The sequence below is a fragment of the Microterricola pindariensis genome, from assembly GCF_002936985.1.
In the GTDB taxonomy this organism is placed as follows: Bacteria; Actinomycetota; Actinomycetes; order Actinomycetales; family Microbacteriaceae; genus Microterricola; species Microterricola pindariensis.
This window is the reverse complement of sequence record NZ_MPZN01000005.1, coordinates 62,264-82,645: the sequence shown is the minus strand read 5'-3', so window position 1 is coordinate 82,645 and position 20,382 is coordinate 62,264. Positions and strand designations below refer to the sequence as shown.

General features: G+C 69.1%; 11 protein-coding genes. 6 read left to right on the top strand and 5 right to left on the bottom strand.

What is annotated here, in order from left to right:
* Positions 1-13 precede the first annotated feature (13 nt).
* Positions 14-775, top strand: a complete 762-nt coding sequence (locus GY24_RS02945) for an IclR family transcriptional regulator (protein ID WP_161498670.1) — start codon at positions 14-16, stop codon at positions 773-775.
* 16 nt (positions 776-791) lie between these two features.
* On the opposite strand, the gene GY24_RS02940 is transcribed toward GY24_RS02945, so the two are convergent.
* The 5 genes from GY24_RS02940 to GY24_RS02920 form a co-directional block, all read right to left on the bottom strand.
* A complete protein-coding gene (locus tag GY24_RS02940) occupies positions 792-1,418 on the bottom strand; it encodes a CGNR zinc finger domain-containing protein (protein ID WP_233279160.1) in 627 nt (208 codons plus the stop codon).
* 17 nt (positions 1,419-1,435) lie between these two features.
* On the bottom strand, positions 1,436-1,951 hold the full coding sequence (locus GY24_RS02935) for a SprT-like domain-containing protein (protein WP_104474281.1): 516 nt from the start codon (positions 1,949-1,951) through the stop codon (positions 1,436-1,438).
* Between the two features lie 45 nt (positions 1,952-1,996).
* Positions 1,997-2,644, bottom strand: a complete 648-nt coding sequence (locus tag GY24_RS02930; protein ID WP_231919350.1) for a tetratricopeptide repeat protein — start codon at positions 2,642-2,644, stop codon at positions 1,997-1,999.
* A 31-nt stretch (positions 2,645-2,675) separates the two neighbouring features.
* A complete protein-coding gene (locus tag GY24_RS02925; protein ID WP_233279159.1) occupies positions 2,676-3,929 on the bottom strand; it encodes a PQQ-dependent sugar dehydrogenase in 1,254 nt (417 codons plus the stop codon).
* A 164-nt stretch (positions 3,930-4,093) separates the two neighbouring features.
* Positions 4,094-4,969, bottom strand: a complete 876-nt coding sequence (locus GY24_RS02920) for a spermidine synthase (protein ID WP_104474279.1) — start codon at positions 4,967-4,969, stop codon at positions 4,094-4,096.
* Here GY24_RS02920 and GY24_RS17590 point away from each other — a divergent pair.
* The 5 genes from GY24_RS17590 (at position 4,968) to GY24_RS17585 (ending at position 20,320) form a co-directional block, all read left to right on the top strand.
* Positions 4,968-5,105: a hypothetical protein gene (locus GY24_RS17590; RefSeq protein WP_161498669.1), complete on the top strand. Its 138-nt coding sequence runs from the start codon at positions 4,968-4,970 to the stop codon at positions 5,103-5,105. The genes GY24_RS02920 and GY24_RS17590 overlap by 2 nt on opposite strands.
* A gap of 313 nt (positions 5,106-5,418) precedes the next feature.
* Entirely contained in the window at positions 5,419-8,907 is a 3,489-nt protein-coding gene (gene rpoB, locus GY24_RS02915; RefSeq protein WP_083363023.1) for a DNA-directed RNA polymerase subunit beta, read from the top strand.
* Positions 8,908-8,951: 44 nt separating this feature from the next.
* On the top strand, positions 8,952-12,845 hold the full coding sequence (gene rpoC / locus GY24_RS02910; RefSeq protein WP_104474278.1) for a DNA-directed RNA polymerase subunit beta': 3,894 nt from the start codon (positions 8,952-8,954) through the stop codon (positions 12,843-12,845).
* A 246-nt stretch (positions 12,846-13,091) separates the two neighbouring features.
* Positions 13,092-14,240: a serine/threonine-protein kinase gene (locus GY24_RS02905; protein ID WP_104474277.1), complete on the top strand. Its 1,149-nt coding sequence runs from the start codon at positions 13,092-13,094 to the stop codon at positions 14,238-14,240.
* A complete protein-coding gene (locus tag GY24_RS17585) occupies positions 14,240-20,320 on the top strand; it encodes an Ig-like domain-containing protein (RefSeq protein WP_104474276.1) in 6,081 nt (2,026 codons plus the stop codon). Before GY24_RS02905 ends, GY24_RS17585 begins: the two co-directional genes overlap by 1 nt.
* The last annotated feature ends 62 nt before the right edge of the window (positions 20,321-20,382 follow it).

The following is a 20,382-nucleotide window of genomic DNA, read 5'->3' as shown; positions in this document are numbered from 1 at the left end:
AGACGGAGACGCCGTGAACGCGCAGCCGCAGCGCACCAAAGGAGTCGACAGCGCCCGCCGGGCGCTCCAGATTCTCCTCCAATTCAGCGAGAACACGCCAGAGCTGACCGTCGAGAACCTCCTCGAGGACCACGACATCTCCGTGCCGAGCGCCTACCGCTATATCTCGCTGCTGCGGGAGATGGATCTCATCGAAGAGCGGGACAAAGGGCGATTCGTGCTCTCTCCACAGGTGTTGCGGCTGGCCCGCGCCGCAGAGGCGTCCTTCGATTACCGCACGAAGGTCCAGCCGATCCTCAACCGTCTGGCCGAGGAGACGGGGGAGACGTCGCTCTACCTCCGGCGGGTCAACGATTCGGCCGTGTGCCTCGCGATCGCCGACTCGGACCACCCGATCTCGATCTCATTCCAACCGGGCAACTTGATGCCCCTGCACAGCGGGGCCGCAGCCAAGATCCTGCTCAGCGAGCTCTCTCCGGCGAAGCTGGCCCAGTACTTCCAACGCGTGGGCCCGGCACTGTCGAAGCCGGCGCGTGCTGCACTCGAGAAGGACCTCGATGCGATCGGCACGACGGGGTATGCCGAGAGCGCCGGCGAGGTCGACCAGGGGGTCTGGGCGAGCGCCGCGGCCATCCACGTCAGGGACAGGCTCGTCGGGGCCGTGACGGTGGTCGCCCCCGGCTATCGCCTGTCGGAGGACAACCGTGCGTCGATCGCACTGGCGGTGCGCGCCGCCGCCCGAGACCTCGAGGACGTGCTCGGCCAACTGAGCTGAGCCCAGCGGTAGAGCCCTACTCGGCCTGAGCCGCGGCCTTCGCCCGGTGCTTGCGCACCTTGGCCCGGTTGCCGCAGCGCTGCATCGAGCACCAGCGCCGGCTGCCCGCCCGCGACGTGTCCAGGTAGATGATCGAGCAGTCATCGGCCGAGCAGGCGTGGATGCGCCCGCCGGCCTCCGGCCCGAACAGGCGCACGGCCTCGCGGGCGAGCGTCGAGAGCGCCTGCGGCACCCGCACGCTGGCGTGCCCGGCCTGGCGGCTGCCACCGGGCAGCGCTGGCGGAACGTCGGGGGTTGCCGCGAACAGGTTGACGATGTCGATGTCGGATGCCGGCAGCTCCTCGCCCGCCGCGGCGGCGACGGCCAGCCGGGCGATCGAGTCGCGCAGCCCGATGGCGTCGTCGAGGTCGCCGGGCCGGGGCGTGCCCTGCACCGAGCCGAAGCGCTCGCCGAGCCACTGCAGCAGGTCGTCCAGGGCCGGCAGCAACTCGGCACCGGCGCCGGAGTCGTCGCTGGGGTCGGCCACGATGGGGCCGGTATAGGCGAAATCGAGCGCGGCGGAGCCGGAATCGAACCACCAGCGTGTGCCGTCATCCGGGGTCAACCACTGCCCCGTGGGGATCACAACGCTCGCAACTGCCATGTAACTACGGTATCGGGTTACTCTGGGCGGCTCGTGCGCGCGCCGTCGCCCGCCGCCGCGAGGCGCCGTGCGGCGGGAGTGATCACGCGGTGCTCCCAGGCGATCAGGTTCGCCATCGAGAAGCCGCGCCCGCAGAGCCCGCAGGAGAGATCGCGCACCGGCTTGCGGTAGCGGTAGTGGGCGTGCCCGGCCGGGCAGTGGCCGAGCCAGGGCGCGAGCTCGTCGGCGATCTCTCCGTGGTGGGTGCGCTCGCCCTCGTAGCCGAGCTCCCTGGCCGCCGCCGCCCACCGCGGGCCGTGCCCGGCGCGCGGGCCGACCAGTGCGTGGGCGACCTCGTGCAACAGGATCTGGTGGATCTCGTCGTCGTCGTAGCGGGCGGCCAGATAGCGCGAGACGGTGATGTGCTTCGCGGTGAAGTTGCACAGGCCAGCGCGCTTCTTGGCATTGTCGAAGCCGAACGTCCAGACGGCCGGGTCCAGGTGCAGGGCAATCAGGGCGTTCGCCCAGTGCCTCACGCGCTCGAGATCAGCCATGGCATGAGAATACTGCGCGGCACCGACGCCGTGTACTGGCGAATGCTAGCTGTCCCGGACAATGCGCCCGGAGATTGGCAGCGTCTGCATCATCGACTCGGCGAGCATCGACTCGACGACCAGCACCGAGGTCAACGAGGCCTCCATCTGGTCGGCCGGTGCGTTGTGCTTCTCGCGCAGGAACACCGCCGCCTTGAAGTCGATGAGGGCGGATGCCAGGTCGCCGGCGTCGAAGTGCACCTTGCCGCGGTGCTGCCGGGCGAAGGCCTCGATGCGGGTCCACTCGTGCGTGGCGGCATCCTCGATCACGGCCGTCATCTCGGACTCCGCCTCGGGCAGCTTGCCCTGGAACTGCAGCACCTGGGCCCGGCGCAGCCTGGCCGTGACGTTGTCCTTGCGGTCGCCGGTGAAGCGGGTCAGGCGCAGCGCCTCGTTGGCGACCTCGAAGGCCTCGTCCAGCCGGCCGAGCAGGCGGAGCAGGGAGGTGCGCTCGGCCAGCGCGCTCAGGCTGCGCAGCTCCGCGATCTCGGAGAGCCGCTCGTCGGCGGCCTGCAGGTCGACTTTCTCGCGCAGGGTGACGGGGTCGTAGCCAAGAATGATGCTCAGGGGTTCTTCCAGACGTGCGTCGCGAGGCTCTCGCGTGGCGGGGTGTTCTCCTCCACGATAACCCGCAACGGGTCGGCACGCCGCCACTTCGCGCGCCCGGTCACCCAACCGGCGACGCTCAGCCCGCCGGTTCGAGCGCCACCTGCCAGAGGTGGTCGTCGCCGTCCCGTGGCGATCCGCGCCCGTCGGCGTTGTTGCTGAGGAACCAGAGCGTGCCATCCGGCCCGGCCGCCACGTCGCGGAGGCGCCCGAACTCGCCGACGAACCAGGGCGAGGCCGGCTGGCCGGAGTCCGGCGCCCACCGCCAGAGGCGCTCGCCGCGCAGGGCCGCGATGAACACGGTGTCGTCGACGACCGCCAGCCCGCTCGGGCTGGCCTCGTCCGTCGACCACTGCAGCACCGGGTCGAGGAAGCGGGCGTCGCCGGCCGCGCCCTCGACGACCGGCCAGCCATAGTTGCCACCCGGGGTCACCTGGTTGAGCTCGTCCCAGGTGTTCTGGCCGAACTCGGCGGCCCAGAGGCGCCCGCGGGAGTCCCAGCCGATGCCCTGCGGGTTGCGGTGCCCGAGGCTCCAGACGAGGGTGCCGAAGGGGTTGCCGGCCGGCACGGCGCCCGTCGGCGTCATCCGCAGGATCTTGCCGCCCAGGTAGTCGGGGTTCTGCGCGCCGTCGCGGTTGCCGGCATCGCCGGTGGTGGCGTAGAGCATGCCGTCCGGGCCGAACGCGATGCGGCCGCCGTCGTGGTTGGCGGCGCGCGGGATGCCGCTGGCCACGAGCTCGGCCGGGCCGAGGGCGAGTGAGCCGGCCGCCCCCTGCAACGGCATCCGCACGATGCGGTTGTCTGACTCGCTCGTGAAGTAGGCGTACACCCAGGTGCCAGGAGAACCAGCCGGGCCGTCGGCCTCCTCGGCCCTGGCGGCGAGGCCGAGCAGGCCGCCCTCGCCGCCCGGGGCCACGTCGGCGACGGTGCCGGTCACACGGAGGCTGCCGTCCACCAGCAGCTCGAGCACGTCCCCGCTGTCGCGCTCGCTGATGAGGGTCGTCTCCTCCGGCAGGGCCGTGCCGTCGGCGGTGGTGACGGGCGGCGCCTCCGCGCCGACGCTGGCCGCCGTCATCCTCAAGATCGACCAGGGCGCGTCGAGGCCCGTGGCCACGCTGCTCGGCTCGCCGATCGGCTGCACCGGAACCACAACCGGCAGCGCCGATTCGCCGGCGCTCGCCGTGGGGCGCGGCGCCGCCGGCGGCGTCGACGTGGCTGTCGGCTGCGGCAGCGGCGCGGTGCAGCCGCTCAGCAGCCCGCCGCACAGCCCGCCGCACAGCCCGCTGAGCAGCACTGCGACCAGCAGCGCTCTCGCTCGCCCGTCCCCGCGCACCTGGCCTCCCGCCTCCTGGTCACTCCCAGTCTGCGCGCGCGAACGCCCGCCGTCCATGCCGGGCCGCGCGCCCGCAGAAAAACAGGACCAGGCGGGTGCGACGCCCGCAGCAGAGCCCCGCACCGCTCTCCTCCTGTTTTTCGGCGAGGCCTGCCGGCGGTCGGCTAGCGCTTCAGCGTGAAGATGGTGCGCTCCGGCAGAGGGGAGGCGATCGCCGTGGCGTCCGTCACGATCGTGCCGGCGTTCGCGAACGCGTCGAGCTCGGCGCCGTCGATCACCTTGGCCGGGTGCGGGCCGCCCGCGAGCAGGCGCGGCAGCCAGTCCGTGTCGATGGGGTTCGGCGCGGCCACGAACACGAAGTTGCCGAAGCGGCGCCCCTTCAGCACCTGGGCCTCGGCCATCGCGATCACGTGCGGCAGCACCGAGCGGAGCGTCGCCGCCTGCGCCTTGGCGAACGCGGAGCCGGGGCCGTCGGCCACATTGACGAGCATCACGCCGCGGGGCGAGAGCAGCGGGGCGGCCAGCTCGTAGAACTCGCGGCTGGTGACGTGGGCCGGCGTGCGCGCGCCGGAGAAGATGTCGATCACGACGAGGTCGACGGTGCCGCGGAGGCCGGCGGGCAGCTTGCCGAGCACCTCGCGGGCGTCGCCGTGCCGCACCCGGATCTGGGCCCGCTTCGACCACGGCAGCGCCGTGCGCACGAGGTCGACGAGGTCGCTCTCGATCTCGACCACCTGCTGCCGCGAGCCGGGCCGGGTGGCCTCGACGTAGCGGGGGATGGTGAGCGCTCCCGCGCCCAGGTGCACGGCGGTGATCGGCTCGCCCGGGTCGCCGATCAGGTCGATCGCGTGGCCCATGCGCTGGATGTACTCGAAGAACAGCTCGCTCGGGTCCGCCATGTTCACGTGCGACTGCGGGGTGCCGTCGACGACGAGCTGGTACGCGCCGTCCACGTACTCGTCCGGCGTGACCTCCGCCAGGAGACCGCTGAGGGCGAGCTTCACGCTCGGAATATCGTCGTTGCCGCGCCGTGAGACCATGCCTCAAGGGTACGGCCCCGCCGGCCCCTCCACCCGGCAGCGTGCGGATGCCGCAGCGGATGCCGCAGCGGAGGCCGCAGCCGCCGGCATCCGCCCGCGCCACTTCGTGCCCTCTACGCCATTTCAGCGGGCGTAGAGCGCAGAAACTGGCGCGGAGCAGGCGTTTCTGCGGGCGCGGGCGGCATCACCCCGCCTGGCCGACGCCGGGCCTCGGGGGCGGCCGCAGCGCGAAGCTGCGTTATACCCGAGAATCCAAAGCAGGTCAACATTTCGCTGGACACGGCGCGCCAGAGCGCCTATAGTTGATCTTTGCGCTCCCAGACATTTCTATGCCCTCATATTGCGGTCGGCCCTGTGTCTCCTCGTTTTCGAGGCGCCACGCATTGAGCGTCTGCGGAGTTCTCCTTACTGATCGTAACGACCCGACGGGGTCCACGGAGGTTATTTCCTTGGCTGCTGCGCGCAACGCAACCACCAACTCACCCAAGAACGGTCGCGCCGCATCGCGTCTCTCGTTCGCAAAGATCACTGACACCCTGACGGTCCCCGACCTTCTGGCTCTGCAGACCGAGAGCTTTGACTGGCTCGTCGGCAACGACGCCTGGAAGGCTCGTCTTGCAGAGGCTAAGGCCGCCGGCCGGACAGACCTGCCGGAGCACACCGGCCTCGACGAGATCTTCGAGGAGATCTCGCCCATCGAGGACCTCGGCGAAACGATGCAGCTCAGCTTCACCAACCCGGAGCTCGAGCCTGAGAAGTACACCATCGACGAGTGCAAGCAGAAGGGCAAGACCTACTCTGCGCCCCTCTACGTGAACGCCGAGTTCATGAACCACCTCACCGGTGAGATCAAGACTCAGACCGTGTTCATGGGTGACTTCCCGCTGATGACGCCCAAGGGCACCTTCGTGATCAACGGCTCGGAGCGCGTCGTCGTTTCGCAGCTCGTTCGTTCGCCCGGTGTGTACTTCGAGCGCCAGCAGGAGAAGACCTCCGACAAGGACATCTTCTCCGCCCGCGTGATCCCCAGCCGTGGTGCATGGCTCGAGTTCGAGATCGACAAGCGCGACCAGGTCGGCGTTCGCATCGACCGCAAGCGCAAGCAGTCCGTCACCGTGTTCCTCAAGGCTCTCGGACTCACCTCCGAAGAGATCATGGAGGAGTTCAAGGGCTTCGCGTCGATCGAGCTCACCCTCGAGAAGGACGCCATCCTCACCAAGGAAGAGGCGCTCAAGGACATCTACCGCAAGCTCCGCCCGGGCGAGCAGGTTGCCGCCGAGGCCGCGCGTGCGCTGCTGGACAACTTCTACTTCAACCCGAAGCGCTACGACCTCGCCAAGGTGGGTCGTTACAAGATCAACAACAAGCTCGGCCTCGAGGCCCCGCTGACCGACTCGGTGCTGACCGTCCAGGACATCATCGCGACGATCAAGTACCTCGTTGCCCTGCACGACGGCCAGTCCACGATCCGTGGCACCCGTCAGGGCAAGGCTGTTGACCTGCGCATCGACACCGACGACATCGACAACTTCGGTAACCGTCGTATCCGCGCCGTCGGCGAGCTGATCCAGAACCAGGTCCGCACCGGTCTGTCCCGCATGGAGCGCGTCGTCCGCGAGCGCATGACCACGCAGGACATCGAGGCGATCACCCCGCAGACCCTGATCAACGTGCGCCCCGTCGTCGCCGCGATCAAGGAGTTCTTCGGAACGTCGCAGCTGTCGCAGTTCATGGACCAGAACAACCCGCTCGCGGGTCTGACCCACAAGCGCCGCCTGTCGGCTCTGGGCCCGGGTGGTCTCTCCCGTGACCGCGCCGGCGTCGAGGTGCGAGACGTTCACCCGTCCCACTACGGCCGCATGTGCCCGATCGAGACCCCGGAAGGCCCGAACATCGGCCTGATCGGTTCGCTCGCATCGTTCGCGCGCATCAACTCCTTCGGCTTCATCGAGACCCCGTACCGCAAGGTCGTCGACGGTGTCGTGACCGACCAGATCGACTACCTCACCGCGATGGACGAGGACGACTACATCGTCGCCCAGGCCAACGCGCTGCTGAAGTCGGACGGCCGCTTCGCCGAGGACCGCGTCCTCGCTCGCAAGAAGGGTGGAGAGGTTGACCTCTTCGCTCACGACGAGATCGGCTACATGGATGTCTCGCCGCGCCAGATGGTGTCGGTCGCGACCTCGCTGATCCCGTTCCTCGAGCACGACGACGCGAACCGCGCCCTCATGGGTGCCAACATGCAGCGTCAGGCTGTGCCGCTGCTGCGCAGCGACAGCCCGTTCGTCGGTACCGGTATGGAGGGCTTCGCAGCCATCGATGCCGGTGACGTCGTCACCGCCGAGAAGGCCGGTGTCGTTGCCGAGGTTTCGGCCGACGCCGTCACCATCCAGCTCGACGAGGGTGGAACGCAGACGTACTTCCTGCGCAAGTTCGACCGCTCCAACCAGGGCACCAGCTACAACAACCGCGTCATCGTCTCTGCCGGTGAGCGTATTGAGGTTGGTGAGGTCATCGCTGATGGCCCCGCGACCGACAACGGTGAGCTTGCCCTCGGCAAGAACCTGCTCGTCGCGTTCATGCCGTGGGAGGGTCACAACTTCGAGGACGCCATCATCCTGAGCCAGAACCTGGTGAAGGATGACGTTCTCAGCTCGATTCACATCGAGGAGTACGACGTCGACGCCCGCGACACCAAGCTCGGCAAGGAAGAGATCACGCGTGACCTTCCGAACGTGAGCCCGGAGCTGCTGGCCGACCTCGACGAGCGTGGCATCATCCGCATCGGTGCCGAGGTTCGCCCCGGCGACATCCTCGTCGGAAAGGTCACGCCCAAGGGCGAGACCGAGCTGTCCGCCGAGGAGCGCCTGCTGCGCGCGATCTTCAACGAGAAGAGCCGCGAAGTCCGTGACACGAGCCTCAAGGTTCCCCACGGCGAGCAGGGCACCATCATCGGTGTCAAGGTGTTCGACTCGGAGCAGGACGACGAGCTCGGCTCGGGCGTCAACCAGCGTGTTGTCGTCTACATCGCCCAGAAGCGCAAGATCACCGAGGGTGACAAGCTCGCCGGTCGTCACGGCAACAAGGGTGTCATCTCCAAGATCCTTCCGGTCGAGGACATGCCGTTCCTGGCCGACGGCACCCCCGTCGACGTCATCCTGAACCCGCTCGGTATCCCCGGTCGAATGAACTTCGGCCAGGTGCTGGAGACCCACCTCGGCTGGATCTCGAAGCAGGGCTGGAAGGTTGAGGGAAGCCCGGCTTGGGCCAAGAAGCTCCCCAAGCAGGCTCATGAGGCCGCTCCCGGCACCAAGGTTGCGACCCCCGTGTTCGACGGCGCGTCTGAGGAAGAGATCGAGGGTCTGCTGGACTCCACGACGCTCACCCGCGATGGCGACCGTCTGATCGACCGCACCGGCAAGGCCCAGCTGTTCGACGGCCGCTCCGGCGAGCCGTACCCGCACCCGGTCTCGGTCGGCTACATGTACATCCTGAAGCTGCACCACCTTGTCGACGACAAGATCCACGCACGCTCGACGGGCCCGTACTCGATGATCACCCAGCAGCCGCTCGGTGGTAAGGCGCAGTTCGGTGGACAGCGATTCGGTGAGATGGAGGTGTGGGCCCTCGAGGCCTATGGCGCCGCCTACGCACTGCAGGAGCTCCTCACGATCAAGTCCGACGACATCCTCGGCCGCGTCAAGGTGTACGAGGCCATCGTCAAGGGCGAGAACATCCAGGAGCCCGGCATCCCCGAGTCCTTCAAGGTTCTGATCAAGGAGATGCAGTCGCTCTGCCTGAACGTCGAGGTGCTCTCTGCCGATGGCACCGCGGTGAGCCTGCGCGACACGGATGACGAGGTGTTCCGCGCTGCGGAAGAGCTCGGCATCAACATCTCCGCCCGGTTCGAGTCCTCGTCTGTTGACGAGATCTAGACCCGGCCTCAGTGAAGACTTCAGAAACTTTCCAAGGAGAGAAATTGCTCGACGCAACCACCTTTGACGAGCTTCGTATTGGCCTGGCCACCGCTGACGACATCCGTCGTTGGTCGCACGGTGAGGTCAAGAAGCCCGAGACCATCAACTACCGCACCCTCAAGCCCGAGAAGGACGGTCTGTTCGGCGAGCAGATCTTCGGCCCGAGCCGCGACTGGGAGTGCTCCTGCGGCAAGTACAAGCGTGTCCGCTTCAAGGGCATCGTTTGTGAGCGTTGTGGCGTAGAGGTCACCAAGTCGTCCGTGCGCCGCGAGCGCATGGGCCACATTGAGCTCGCCGCCCCCGTCACCCACATCTGGTACTTCAAGGGTGTTCCCTCGCGTCTCGGCTACCTGCTGGACATGGCGCCGAAGGACCTCGAGAAGGTCATCTACTTCGCGGCCTACATGGTCATCGACGTGGACGAAGACGGACGCCACCAGGACTCGCCCGGCCTCGAGAACGAGCTTCGCCTCGAGATCAAGACCATCGGTGACAGCCGCGACGCCCGCATTGCGAAGCGTCTGGCCAAGCTGGAGGAAGACCTCGCCGCCCTCGAGGCGGAAGGCGCCAAGAGCGACCAGAAGAAGCGCACCAAGGACGCGGCCGAGAAGGAGATGACTCAGACCCGCAAGGCGGCCGACGAGCAGATCGCCCACCTCGAGCGCGTCTGGGAGGACTTCCGCAACCTCAAGGTCGGCGACCTGAAGCCAGAAGACTCCGTCTTCCACGAGCTGCAGGACCGCTTCGGCATGTACTTCGAGGCCTACATGGGCGCCGAGGCCATCAAGAAGCGCCTGGAGGCCTTCGACCTGGCCGCCGAGGCCGAGAACCTGCACCTGCAGATCACCGAGGGCAAGGGTCAGAAGAAGATCCGCGCCATCAAGCGTCTGCGCGTGGTGAGCTCCTTCCTGGCAACCGGCAACTCGCCGGCCGCGATGGTGCTCGACGTGGTTCCCGTGATCCCGCCGGAGCTGCGCCCGATGGTGCAGCTCGACGGTGGCCGCTTCGCGACCTCCGACCTCAACGACCTCTACCGTCGTGTGATCAACCGCAACAACCGTCTGCGTCGTCTGCTTGACCTCGGTGCCCCCGAGATCATCGTGAACAACGAGAAGCGCATGCTGCAGGAGGCCGTTGACGCACTGTTCGACAACGGTCGTCGTGGACGCCCCGTCACCGGTACCGGCAACCGCGCCCTCAAGTCCCTGAGCGACATGCTCAAGGGCAAGCAGGGTCGCTTCCGTCAGAACCTGCTCGGAAAGCGCGTTGACTACTCCGGCCGTTCGGTCATCATCGTCGGCCCGCAGCTGAAGCTGCACCAGTGTGGTCTGCCCAAGCAGATGGCCCTGGAGCTCTTCAAGCCGTTCGTGATCAAGCGCCTGATCGACCTGAGCCACGCTCAGAACATCAAGGCCGCCAAGCGCATGGTCGAGCGTTCACGCCCGCAGGTCTGGGACGTGCTCGAGGAGATCATCCGCGAGCGCCCCGTGCTGCTGAACCGCGCACCAACACTGCACCGCCTGGGCATCCAGGCCTTCGAGCCTCAGCTCGTCGAGGGTAAGGCCATTCAGCTGCACCCGCTCGTGTGTGCCGCGTTCAACGCCGACTTCGACGGTGACCAGATGGCTGTGCACCTGCCGCTGTCGGTCGAGGCCCAGGCCGAGGCTCGCATCCTGATGCTCGCCTCGAACAACATCCTCAAGCCGTCCGACGGCCGCCCGGTGACCCTGCCCACCCAGGACATGATCATCGGTCTGCACCACCTCACCACCGTCAAGGAAGGTGTCGTCGGCGAGGGCCGCGCGTTCTCCTCTGTCTCCGAGGCGATCCTCGCCTTCGACCAGAAGTCGCTCGACCTCAACGCCAAGGTGCGCATCCGCCTCACCGACCAGCACTTCGCCGAGGGCACGCAGCCCGAGGGCGTCGAGCTGGTCGACGGCAAGGCAGTCGGCACGGTTCTGGTCTCGACCACCCTCGGCCGCGCCCTGTTCAACGAGGCGCTCCCGGCGAATTACCCGTACTTCGAGAAGGTGGCCGACAAGGGCACCATCTCGGAGATCGTGAACGACCTGGCAGAGCGTTACGCCAAGGTCGATGTCGCCGCCGCACTGGACAACATCAAGGATGCCGGCTTCAAGTGGGCCACCCGCTCGGGCGTGACCGTTGCGCTCAGCGACATCCTGACCCCGCCGAACAAGCGCGAGATCGTTGCAGGCTACGAGAAGCAGGCTGCCAAGGTCCAGGGCCAGTTCGACAAGGGTCTGACCACAGACCTGGAGCGCCGTCAGGAGCTCATTAAGATCTGGACCAAGGCGACCGAAGACGTTGCAGAGGCCATGCGCGCGAACTTCCCCGAGGACAACACCATCAACCGCATGGTGACCTCTGGAGCTCGTGGTAACTGGCTGCAGGTGCGCAACATCGCCGGTATGCGAGGCCTGGTGAACAACCCGAAGGGTGAGATCATCCCTCGCCCGATCATCTCGAGCTACCGCGAAGGCCTGTCCGTCGCCGAGTACTTCATTGCTACTCACGGTGCTCGCAAGGGTCTGGCCGACACCGCTCTGCGTACCGCAGACTCCGGTTACCTGACGCGTCGTCTCGTCGACGTGTCGCAGGACGTCATCATCCGTGAGGACGACTGTGGCACCGGCAAGGGCCTGGAGCTGCCGATCGCAGCCGAGGTCGATGGCGTGCTGGTTCGCGACTCCAACGTCGAGAACGCCGTCTACGCCCGCAGCCTGGCCGCAGCAGCGGTCAACGCCGCTGGCGAGGTCGTCGCCGAGGCCGGTGAGGACGTCGGTGACGTGCTCATCGACCAGCTCATCGAGAAGGGCGTCGGCAGCATCAAGGTGCGCTCCGTCCTGACCTGTGAGTCGGCTGTCGGTGTGTGTGCGAAGTGCTACGGCCGCTCGCTCGCGACCGGCAAGCTCGTCGACATCGGCGAGGCCGTCGGCATCATCGCGGCCCAGTCGATCGGTGAGCCGGGAACCCAGCTCACGATGCGTACCTTCCACACCGGTGGTTCGGCCTCGGCCGATGACATCACGCAGGGTCTGCCCCGCGTGCAGGAGCTCTTCGAGGCCCGTACCCCCAAGGGTGCGTCGCCGATCGTCGAGGCCCCCGGACGCATCACCATCGAAGACACCGACCGCAACCGTCGCGTGATCCTCACCCCCGACTCGGGCGACGAGCCGATCGTCTACAACGTCCTGAAGCGCTCCACGCTTCTCGTTGAGGACGGCCAGCACGTCGAGCTCGGTCAGCAGGTCATCGTCGGCACGCTCGACCCGAAGGAAGTTCTTCGCGTCAAGGGTGTCCGCGAGGTGCAGAAGCACCTCGTCGGCGGCGTCCAGGGCGTTTACCGCTCACAGGGTGTTCCGATCCACGACAAGCACATCGAGGTCATCGTTCGCCAGATGCTGCGCAAGGTCACCGTCGTCGACCACGGCGACACCGACCTCCTGCCCGGCGAGCTCGTCGACCGCATGAAGTACAACGAGCTCAACCGTGCTGCGCTCACCGAGGGCAAGAAGACGGCTTCGGCCCGTCAGGAAGTCATGGGTATCACCAAGGCTTCGCTGGCGACCGAGTCGTGGCTGTCGGCCGCTTCCTTCCAGGAGACCACCCGCGTTCTGACGCAGGCGGCCATGGAAGGCAAGAGCGACCCGCTGGTCGGCCTCAAGGAGAACGTCATCATCGGTAAGCTCATCCCGGCCGGCACCGGTCTGCCCCGTTACCGCGACGTCACCGTCGAGGCGACGGAGGAGGCCAAGGCCGAGCGTTACCCGAACCGCATCTTCACCGACGATGCCACGTTCAACGAGGGTGACCTGAGCTTTGTCGACTTCGACAGCTTCAGCTCGGACGACTTCACCCCGGGCAACTACAGCTAGCCTGTAGCCGCTCAACACACAAGGCTCCGGATGCCGCTCCACGCGGCATCCGGGGCCTTCGTGCTTCCCGAGCTTCCCGTGCGTCTCGGCTGTAACGATTACCGGGCCGCGCGGGGAGCCGAGTGTATGAGTTGAGCATCTGTAATTTAGGCTAGGGAGGGCAGCTGCCTGGCCCGGATGCCGCCTGGCAGATGCCGACTGGGATGCTCCCAGTCACACAACGCGACGGAACGGGGGAGCACTGTGATGGCCAGCCGGCTCCCGTCCACACCGCCCGTGCTCTCCGGCTTCCACTATGTGCGCCCGCTCGGCGCCGGCGGCTTCGCCGACGTGTTCCTGTTTGAGCAGAACCTGCCGCGCCGCTCGGTCGCCGTGAAGGTGCTGCTGCAGAGCGTCGTCGACGCCGAGGTGCTGCGGATGTTCAACGCCGAGGCCGACGTCATGGCCCGGCTCAGCTCGCACCCCTCGATCCTCACCGTCTACTCGGCCAGCATCTCGGCCGACGGCCGGCCGTACCTCGTCATGGAGTACTGCCCGAGCGGCCCCGCCGGGCGCTTCCGGCGCACCCCGTTCAGTACGGCCGACGCCCTCGAGGTCGGCGTGCGCATCGCCAGCGCCCTGGAGACGGCGCACCGCGCCGGGGTGCTGCACCGCGACATCAAGCCGTCCAACATCCTGCACACCGCTTACGGCACCGCCGTGCTCAGCGACTTCGGCATCGCCAGCTCGCTCTCGCACTCCAGTGCGGCCGAGCTCTTCGCCATGAGCGTGCCGTGGAGCGCCCCCGAGGTGATCGAGGAGCGCACGACCGGCACCGTGTCCAGCGAGGTGTGGGGCTTCGGCGCCACGCTCTACTCGCTGCTGGCCGGGCGCACCCCGTTCGAGCCGGCCAACGGCGACAAGGTCACCACAGAGCAACTGCGCCAGCGCATCCGCCGGGCCAAGTACACGCCGATCGTCCGTGCCGACGTGCCGGCGAGTCTGAACTCGGCCCTCGCCCAGATGATGAGCCTCGACCCGCGCAAGCGGCCGCAGACCATGAAGGACTGCGCAGAGCTCCTCCGGGCCGTGCAGGCCGAGATCGGCCTGACCCCCACCGCTCTGGAGGTGGCCGTCGACGCGTGGGCGTTCGCCGGCGCCCCGATCGACTTCGACAACACGCTGCTGCGGCAGCCCATCGTCGCCCCCGTGCTCGCCGAGGACTCCCGGAGCAGAGCGCGCGCCCGCGCCAAGGCCCGCGCGGCCCGGCCGCGCGAGGCCGCGGCGCAGCCGAGCGACGACGGCACGACCATCGCCAGAGTCAAGCCGTCCCACCTCTGGCTCAAGCTGTCGGCCGCCGCGGCCGTCGGCGTCGCCGCGGCCGTCGCCATCATGGCCGCGCTGAGGGCGCTCTAATGCGTGCCGCCCGGGCGGAGCGCCGCCGCATCCCGCGGCCGCTGATCCAGGGGATCGCGGTCGGCATCATCGGCGCGGTGCTCGTCGGTGCCGCCGTCGTGGCGGCCGGCTTCGACGTGAAGCAGACCCCGGTCAACGACGCCTCGATCTGGGCCCTGCAGAGCGGCGACGGCAACCGCTACGCCCGCGTCAACACCGCGCTGGGCGAGCTGGACACCATCAAGACCGTGCCCAACCCGAGCGCCCTCGCCCAGAACGCGGCGCACACGCTGCTCCTGGCGCAGAACAACGAGCGGCTCGTCGACGTCGACGCGGTGCAGCCGGTCGACTTCGACGCCGGCAGCACCGACTACGGGCACACCCCGGCCGGCACCGTGCAGGTCGTCAGCGCCGCAGACACCATCGCCTACCTCACCAGCACGGGCAGCATCTTCGTGGCGCGCATCAGCGACGGGGCCGCCGCCACCCCGCTCGCCGTCGACCCCTATGCGGCCGACGAGATCACCGACGGCGCCGAGCGCCGCTTCTACCGCTCCGACGCCATCGCCCTCGGCGATGACGGCACCCTGCTCAGCTACTCGTCCGCCGAGCAGAGCGTGATGCGCTACTCGGTCCCGGATGCCGTCGTCGCCGGTTTCGACCCCGTGGCCGACGGCCCGACAGAGGGGGAGCCGCAGCTCAGCCTCGTCGCCGACACGTGGGCGCTGCTCTCCGAGGACGGCGCCCGGCTCTGGCTGGCGGGCCGGGAGGCTCCGGTGGATCCGGGCGTCTCCGCGCAGTTCGTGATGCAGGCGCCGAGCGCCACGGGCACGACGCTCTACGTCGCCGACGAGCACGGCCTGGCCGGCATCGGAATCCGCGACGGCTCCGTCGAGCGGGTGCTCGGCGAGCAGGAGGGCACGATCGGCACCCGGCTCGGCGTTCCGGCCAAGCCCCTGCTCTTCGGCGGCGAGGTCTGGGCGGCCTGGCTGCCGAGCGGCACCGCGCAGGGAACCCTGTGGAGCAGCGACGGCGAGGCGCGGCCGCTCGACTTCGGCGCGCGCACCCTCAGCGACGACGCCCACCCGGTGTTCCAGGGCAATGGCTCCCGGCTCATCCTGAACGACACCCAGAGCGGGTGGGTGTGGACGCTCCCGGACGGCGCGTTGGTGCCCAGCTCGCAGGACTGGGGCGTGCTCTCCGCCGAGCAGGAGCTGAGCAGCACGGAGGAGGAGCAGGCGGCCGAGGTGTTCGAGCCGAAGCCGCCGACGGCCGAGCCAGACGCCTTCGGGGTGCGCGCGGGCGCGCTGGCGGTGCTGCCGGTGCTGCTGAACGACCACGACCCGAACGCCGACGTGCTGACCGTGCTGCCGGCATCCCTCACCCCCCTGCCGGCCGAGTTCGGCAGCCTGAGCGTGACCGACAACTCGCAGAGCATCGCGGTGCGCGTCGCGCCCGGCGCGACGGGCAGCGCCAGCTTCAGCTACGCGGTCACCGACGGCACCCGCGCCGACGGGCTGAACTCCGAGTTGACGACCGTCACCCTCACCGTGCACGACGAGCTGGCCAATTCCGCACCCGTCTGGTGCGGCACCGACGGCTGCCTCGCCCGCTGGCCGAGCCCGGAACTCGCCCCAGGCGGCACCGTCACCGTGCCCGTGCTGCCGGGCTGGGTCGACCCGGACGGGGACCCGCTGTTCGTCTCCTCCGCGCTCAACCAGAGCGGCATCGGCAGCGTCGGCACCACTCAGGCCGGGGAGGTCGTCTACCGGCATCCGAACCCCGCCATCGAGGAGCCGCTCACGGTCGCCATCCTGGTGACGGTCTCCGACACCCGCGGCGCCACGTCGGAGCGGGTGCTCACCCTGCTGGTCACCCCGGCACCGCGGCTCACCGCCACGCCGTTCGCCCTGACGACGGCGGTGGGCGAGTCGCTCACCATCGACCCGGACGCCTTCGTCAACGGGGCCACCGGCAGCATCAAGATCGTCTCGGCGACCGCTCCGCCCACCGCGCAGGGCGTCACGGTCATGGTGAACAGCGGCGCGTCCACCCTCGACTTCACCGCGGCCAACCCCGGCGACTACATCGTGCGGTACTCGGTGGCCGACGCCGTCGCCGAGGTGACGTCCTTCGTCCGGGTCAACGTCATCGCCCAGGATGCCGCCACGCTCAGCACCACGCCGGTGACGGTGTTCGTGCGGCCGCAGGCCGATGCCAGCGTCGACGTGTTCACCGCCGTCTCCAACCCGTCCGCCCGGGTGCTGCTGGTCAGCGACCCGCTGCCGCGCCCGACCCCGGGGGCGGCGCTCGAGGTGAGCGTCGTCGGCCAGAGCCTGCTGCGCATGCGCGGGACGACCGCCGACGAGCAGCCCGGCCTGCTCGGCGTCGTCGGCTACACGGTGTCCGACGGCACCGGCGATCCCCGCTTCCAGACGCAGGGCGAGGCCAGTGTCTACCTGCTGCCCGCGCCCACGCCGCAGCCGCCGATCGCCGTGGCCGACAGCATCGTCGTGCGCGCCGGCACCCAGATCGACATCCCGGTGCTCGAGAACGACCTGGCGCCCGACGGCAATCGGATGGCGCTGAACCCCGACTCGATCGTGAACCAATCCGGCGAGGGTCTCGCCTTCGCGGCCGGCACCATCCTGCGCTACCTGGCCCCCGAGACGCCAGGCGAGTATGAGCTGCGCTACACGATCTCGACCTCCGGCGCCCCCGAGCTCAGTGACACCGCCACCGTCGCGGTCACGGTCACCCCGGTGGGCGACAACCAGAAGCCGGTTCCGCGCACGCTCTCCGGCCGGGTTCTCTCCGGCGAGAGCGTGCGGATCCCTTTCGACAGCTTCGGCATCGACCCGGACGGCGACGATGTCGTGCTGGACCGCGTGCTCACCCAGCCGGCGAGCGGCACCGCCTCGGTGTCGGCGACGGGTGACGCCATCGTCTACAACAGCGTCAAGGGCTTCCGCGGCCCGGTGCAGTTCGACTACCGGGTGCGCGACGCACAGGGCGACACGGGCAGCGCCACCGTGCGCATCGGCGTGCTCGATGCGCAGTCCGACCCGAGCCCGATCACCTTCAGCGACTACGTCCAGGTGCAGGCCGGGCAGTCCACCCAGGTCGTGCTGCACCCGGGCGCCAACGACATCGACCCGACGGGCGGCACGCTCAGCCTGAGCGCGGTGCAGCCCGACGCGCTGCCGGGAAGCCAGGAGCACGCTGCGCTGTCCGCGCACATCCTCTCGGTCAACGGCGACGACCCGAACGCCGTCGTGTTGAAGGCCGGGACCGAGCCGGGCACCATGGCCTTCACCTACACGGTCGAGAACAGCCGCGGCGACACCGGAGTCGGACTGATCGTGATGACGGTTGTGCGGGCCTCCATCCCCGACTTCCCGGTCATCGCCGACACCGTTCTCACCCTCGACGAGCGAGCCGGGTTCTCGAACGGCATCGACGTCGTCAGTGGCAAGGTGACCTGGACGGCCGGCGACGTCGGCGGGCTCACGCTGAGCATCTGGGGCGAGCCGCACGGCGTGGAGGCACACGGATGGAGCCTGAGCGGTGAGGCCCCGGATGCCGGCCTGCTGCTGCCGTTCGCGCTCACCGGCACCAGCTTCGCCGGCGAGGTCGTCACCAGCTACGGCTTCCTCCGCATCCCCGCCGAACACGAGGTGATCCTCTCGCTGAAGCCGGGCTTGTCCCCGCTCAAGGTGAAGGAGACCGAGTCGATGGCCTTCGACATGGCCGCGCTCGTCGGCGTGCCGAGCGGTGAGGCGCTGCAGATCGACAGCGACGCTGTCGCGGCATCCGGCCAGCGTGCAGGCGGCAGCTGCGCCGTCGAGAGCGGCACCCGCCTGCGCTACACGGCGGGGGAGGGGCAGCCCTGGACGGACTCCTGCATCGTGCCGGTGCGGCTCGTCGGCGGCGACGCCTACACGCACCTCGTCGTGCCGATCGAGGTCACTCCGCGCGACCCGCAGCCGGAGCTGCGCCCGGCCGCCGTCACCGCTAGCCCGGGGTCGGCCGCCGTCAGCTACGACCTCCAGCAGATGGTGCACTGGCAGGGCAAGCCGGACCCGGCCTCGCTGGTGTTCGTCATCGAGCAGACCGCCGACCAGTTCGTGCTGACCCAGAACGGCAGCCGCCTCACCGTGCAGGCGCTGGACACGGCCACCCCCGGGCGCGACAACCCGGTCACGGTGCGGCTGAGCAGCCACCCGAACACCCCACCCGCTGTGCTCATCCTGCACGTCGGCCCGGGCCCGAGCGCGCTGCCGAAGGGGGGCACGATCGCCCAAGAGTGCAGCCAGGCCGCGGGGACCAGCTGCCTGATCGACGTGATCGGCGCGCCGGGCGAGGCGAACGCCTTCGCCAACACCCCACTCTCACTCGTTTCGGTGAGCCCGAGCGGCACCTGCACCGGCGTGAGCTTCGCCGTCGAGGACAACCGGCGGGTGCGCGCCAGCTGGTCGAGCGACTCGCCCGGCGGCATCTGCCTGGCCAGCTTCGTCGTCCAGGACGCCCAGGGCACGCGCAGCGCCGCCGAGCGCAACGGCTCGGTGACGCTCGACCTGCAGGGCTTCCCCCGCGCCCCGGATGCCGTGACCCAGGTGGCCTACGGTGACGGCACCCTCACGCTGGCGGTCAGGCCGGGCACGGCAGCCTCGGCGCACCCGGCGCTGCAGGGCTTCGCGCTGCTGCGCGACGGCATCGAGGTCGCCGCCTGCACGCCGGCCGGCGTCTGCCCGCCCATCACGGGCCTGGCGAACGGTGAGAGGGCGGTCTACGAGGCCCGCGCGTTCAACGCCGCCGGCCGCTCGCTGGGCGCAGCCAGCACCACGGCGTGGGCCTACCAGGTGCCGGGGATGGGCACGGCCACGGCCACACCCGTGTTCGACGCCGCCCAGACGACGCTCGTCCAGGGCGTCGCAGAGCTCGTGATCCAGAACTCCGACCCGAGCACGCAGGGCTATGCGATCAACGGGAGGCAGTTCCCGGTGTCGACGCCGGGCAGCGGAACGACCACGATCACCCTCGCGCTGCCGGTCGGGCCGAACACGTTGACGATTCAGCCGCTCAGCCGGTTCGAGCGGCCAAGCGGCACGGGCCCTGTCGACAATCTGGGCTCGGCGCGGGTGCGTGTTGCCGGGCTGCCCGGCGTCAGCGCGAGCGGTCAGCCCACCGCCACCGAGCGCACCGTCAGCGCGCCCCAGGCGCAGGGCGAAGCCAACAACAGCGCTCGGGACGGCGCCTATCTCTACATCGCGACGCCGTCGCCGGCGAGCGCCGTCTGCCGGGTCGACGCGAGTGGCCAGAACCTGCAGGCGGTGGGCAACGGCAGCATCGCCTCGGCGAGCACGACGATCGGCGGGCTCCAACCGTTCACGACGTACAACATCGACGTCTGCTACTCCAACGGCTTCGGCTACGCCCAGCTCGGGCTCGGCTCCGCGTTCACCTGGGCCCAGCCGGCTGCGCCGAGTGGGTTCAGCTACACCGTCAGCGGCGCGGACGGCAACTACACGATCGACAAGCCGACCAGTGCGCAGCCCACGCCGACCGGGTACGAGGTCGTCTTCGCGGGGTATCCGAGCGACGTCTGGGGCGGTGACCCACAGATCTCGGTGAAGTACTGCGTTCCGGGAAGCGCTGAGCGGTGCAGCACGGCCGCGCCCGTTCCGGCCGCAGTACCGGGCCGGGCCTGGCAGACACGCTTCGACGGCGCAACACTGAACCAGTGCAGCGTCGGACAGCCGCTCAGCGTCACCGCGGCCGGCCGGGGGCTCGTCGGGATAACGTCGACCGCCGTGACGAGCTACTGGTACTACGTGCCGCCGGCCCCGGAACCCCCTGTCGATCCGCCCGTCGAACCCCCGGTCGAGCCCCCGGTCGAGCCGCCGGTCGAGCCTCAGGTCAACCCGGCGGCCGTCCCGGAGCCGGGCGGCACCTGGCTGGAGGCCGCAGGGTCCCTGCCGCTGCCGGCCAACGCCACGCACATTCGAGACGTCGCCTGGCAGCTCAGCTGGACGGCCCCGCAGACCGCCGGATTCACACCGATTGCCGGCAGCTTCCCGGCCGAGGTGGACTGCCGCTAGCGGCGGCATCCGACCCCGGCCATCGCCGCCAACGCCCGCACGTCCCCCCGACAGCCCAGAAA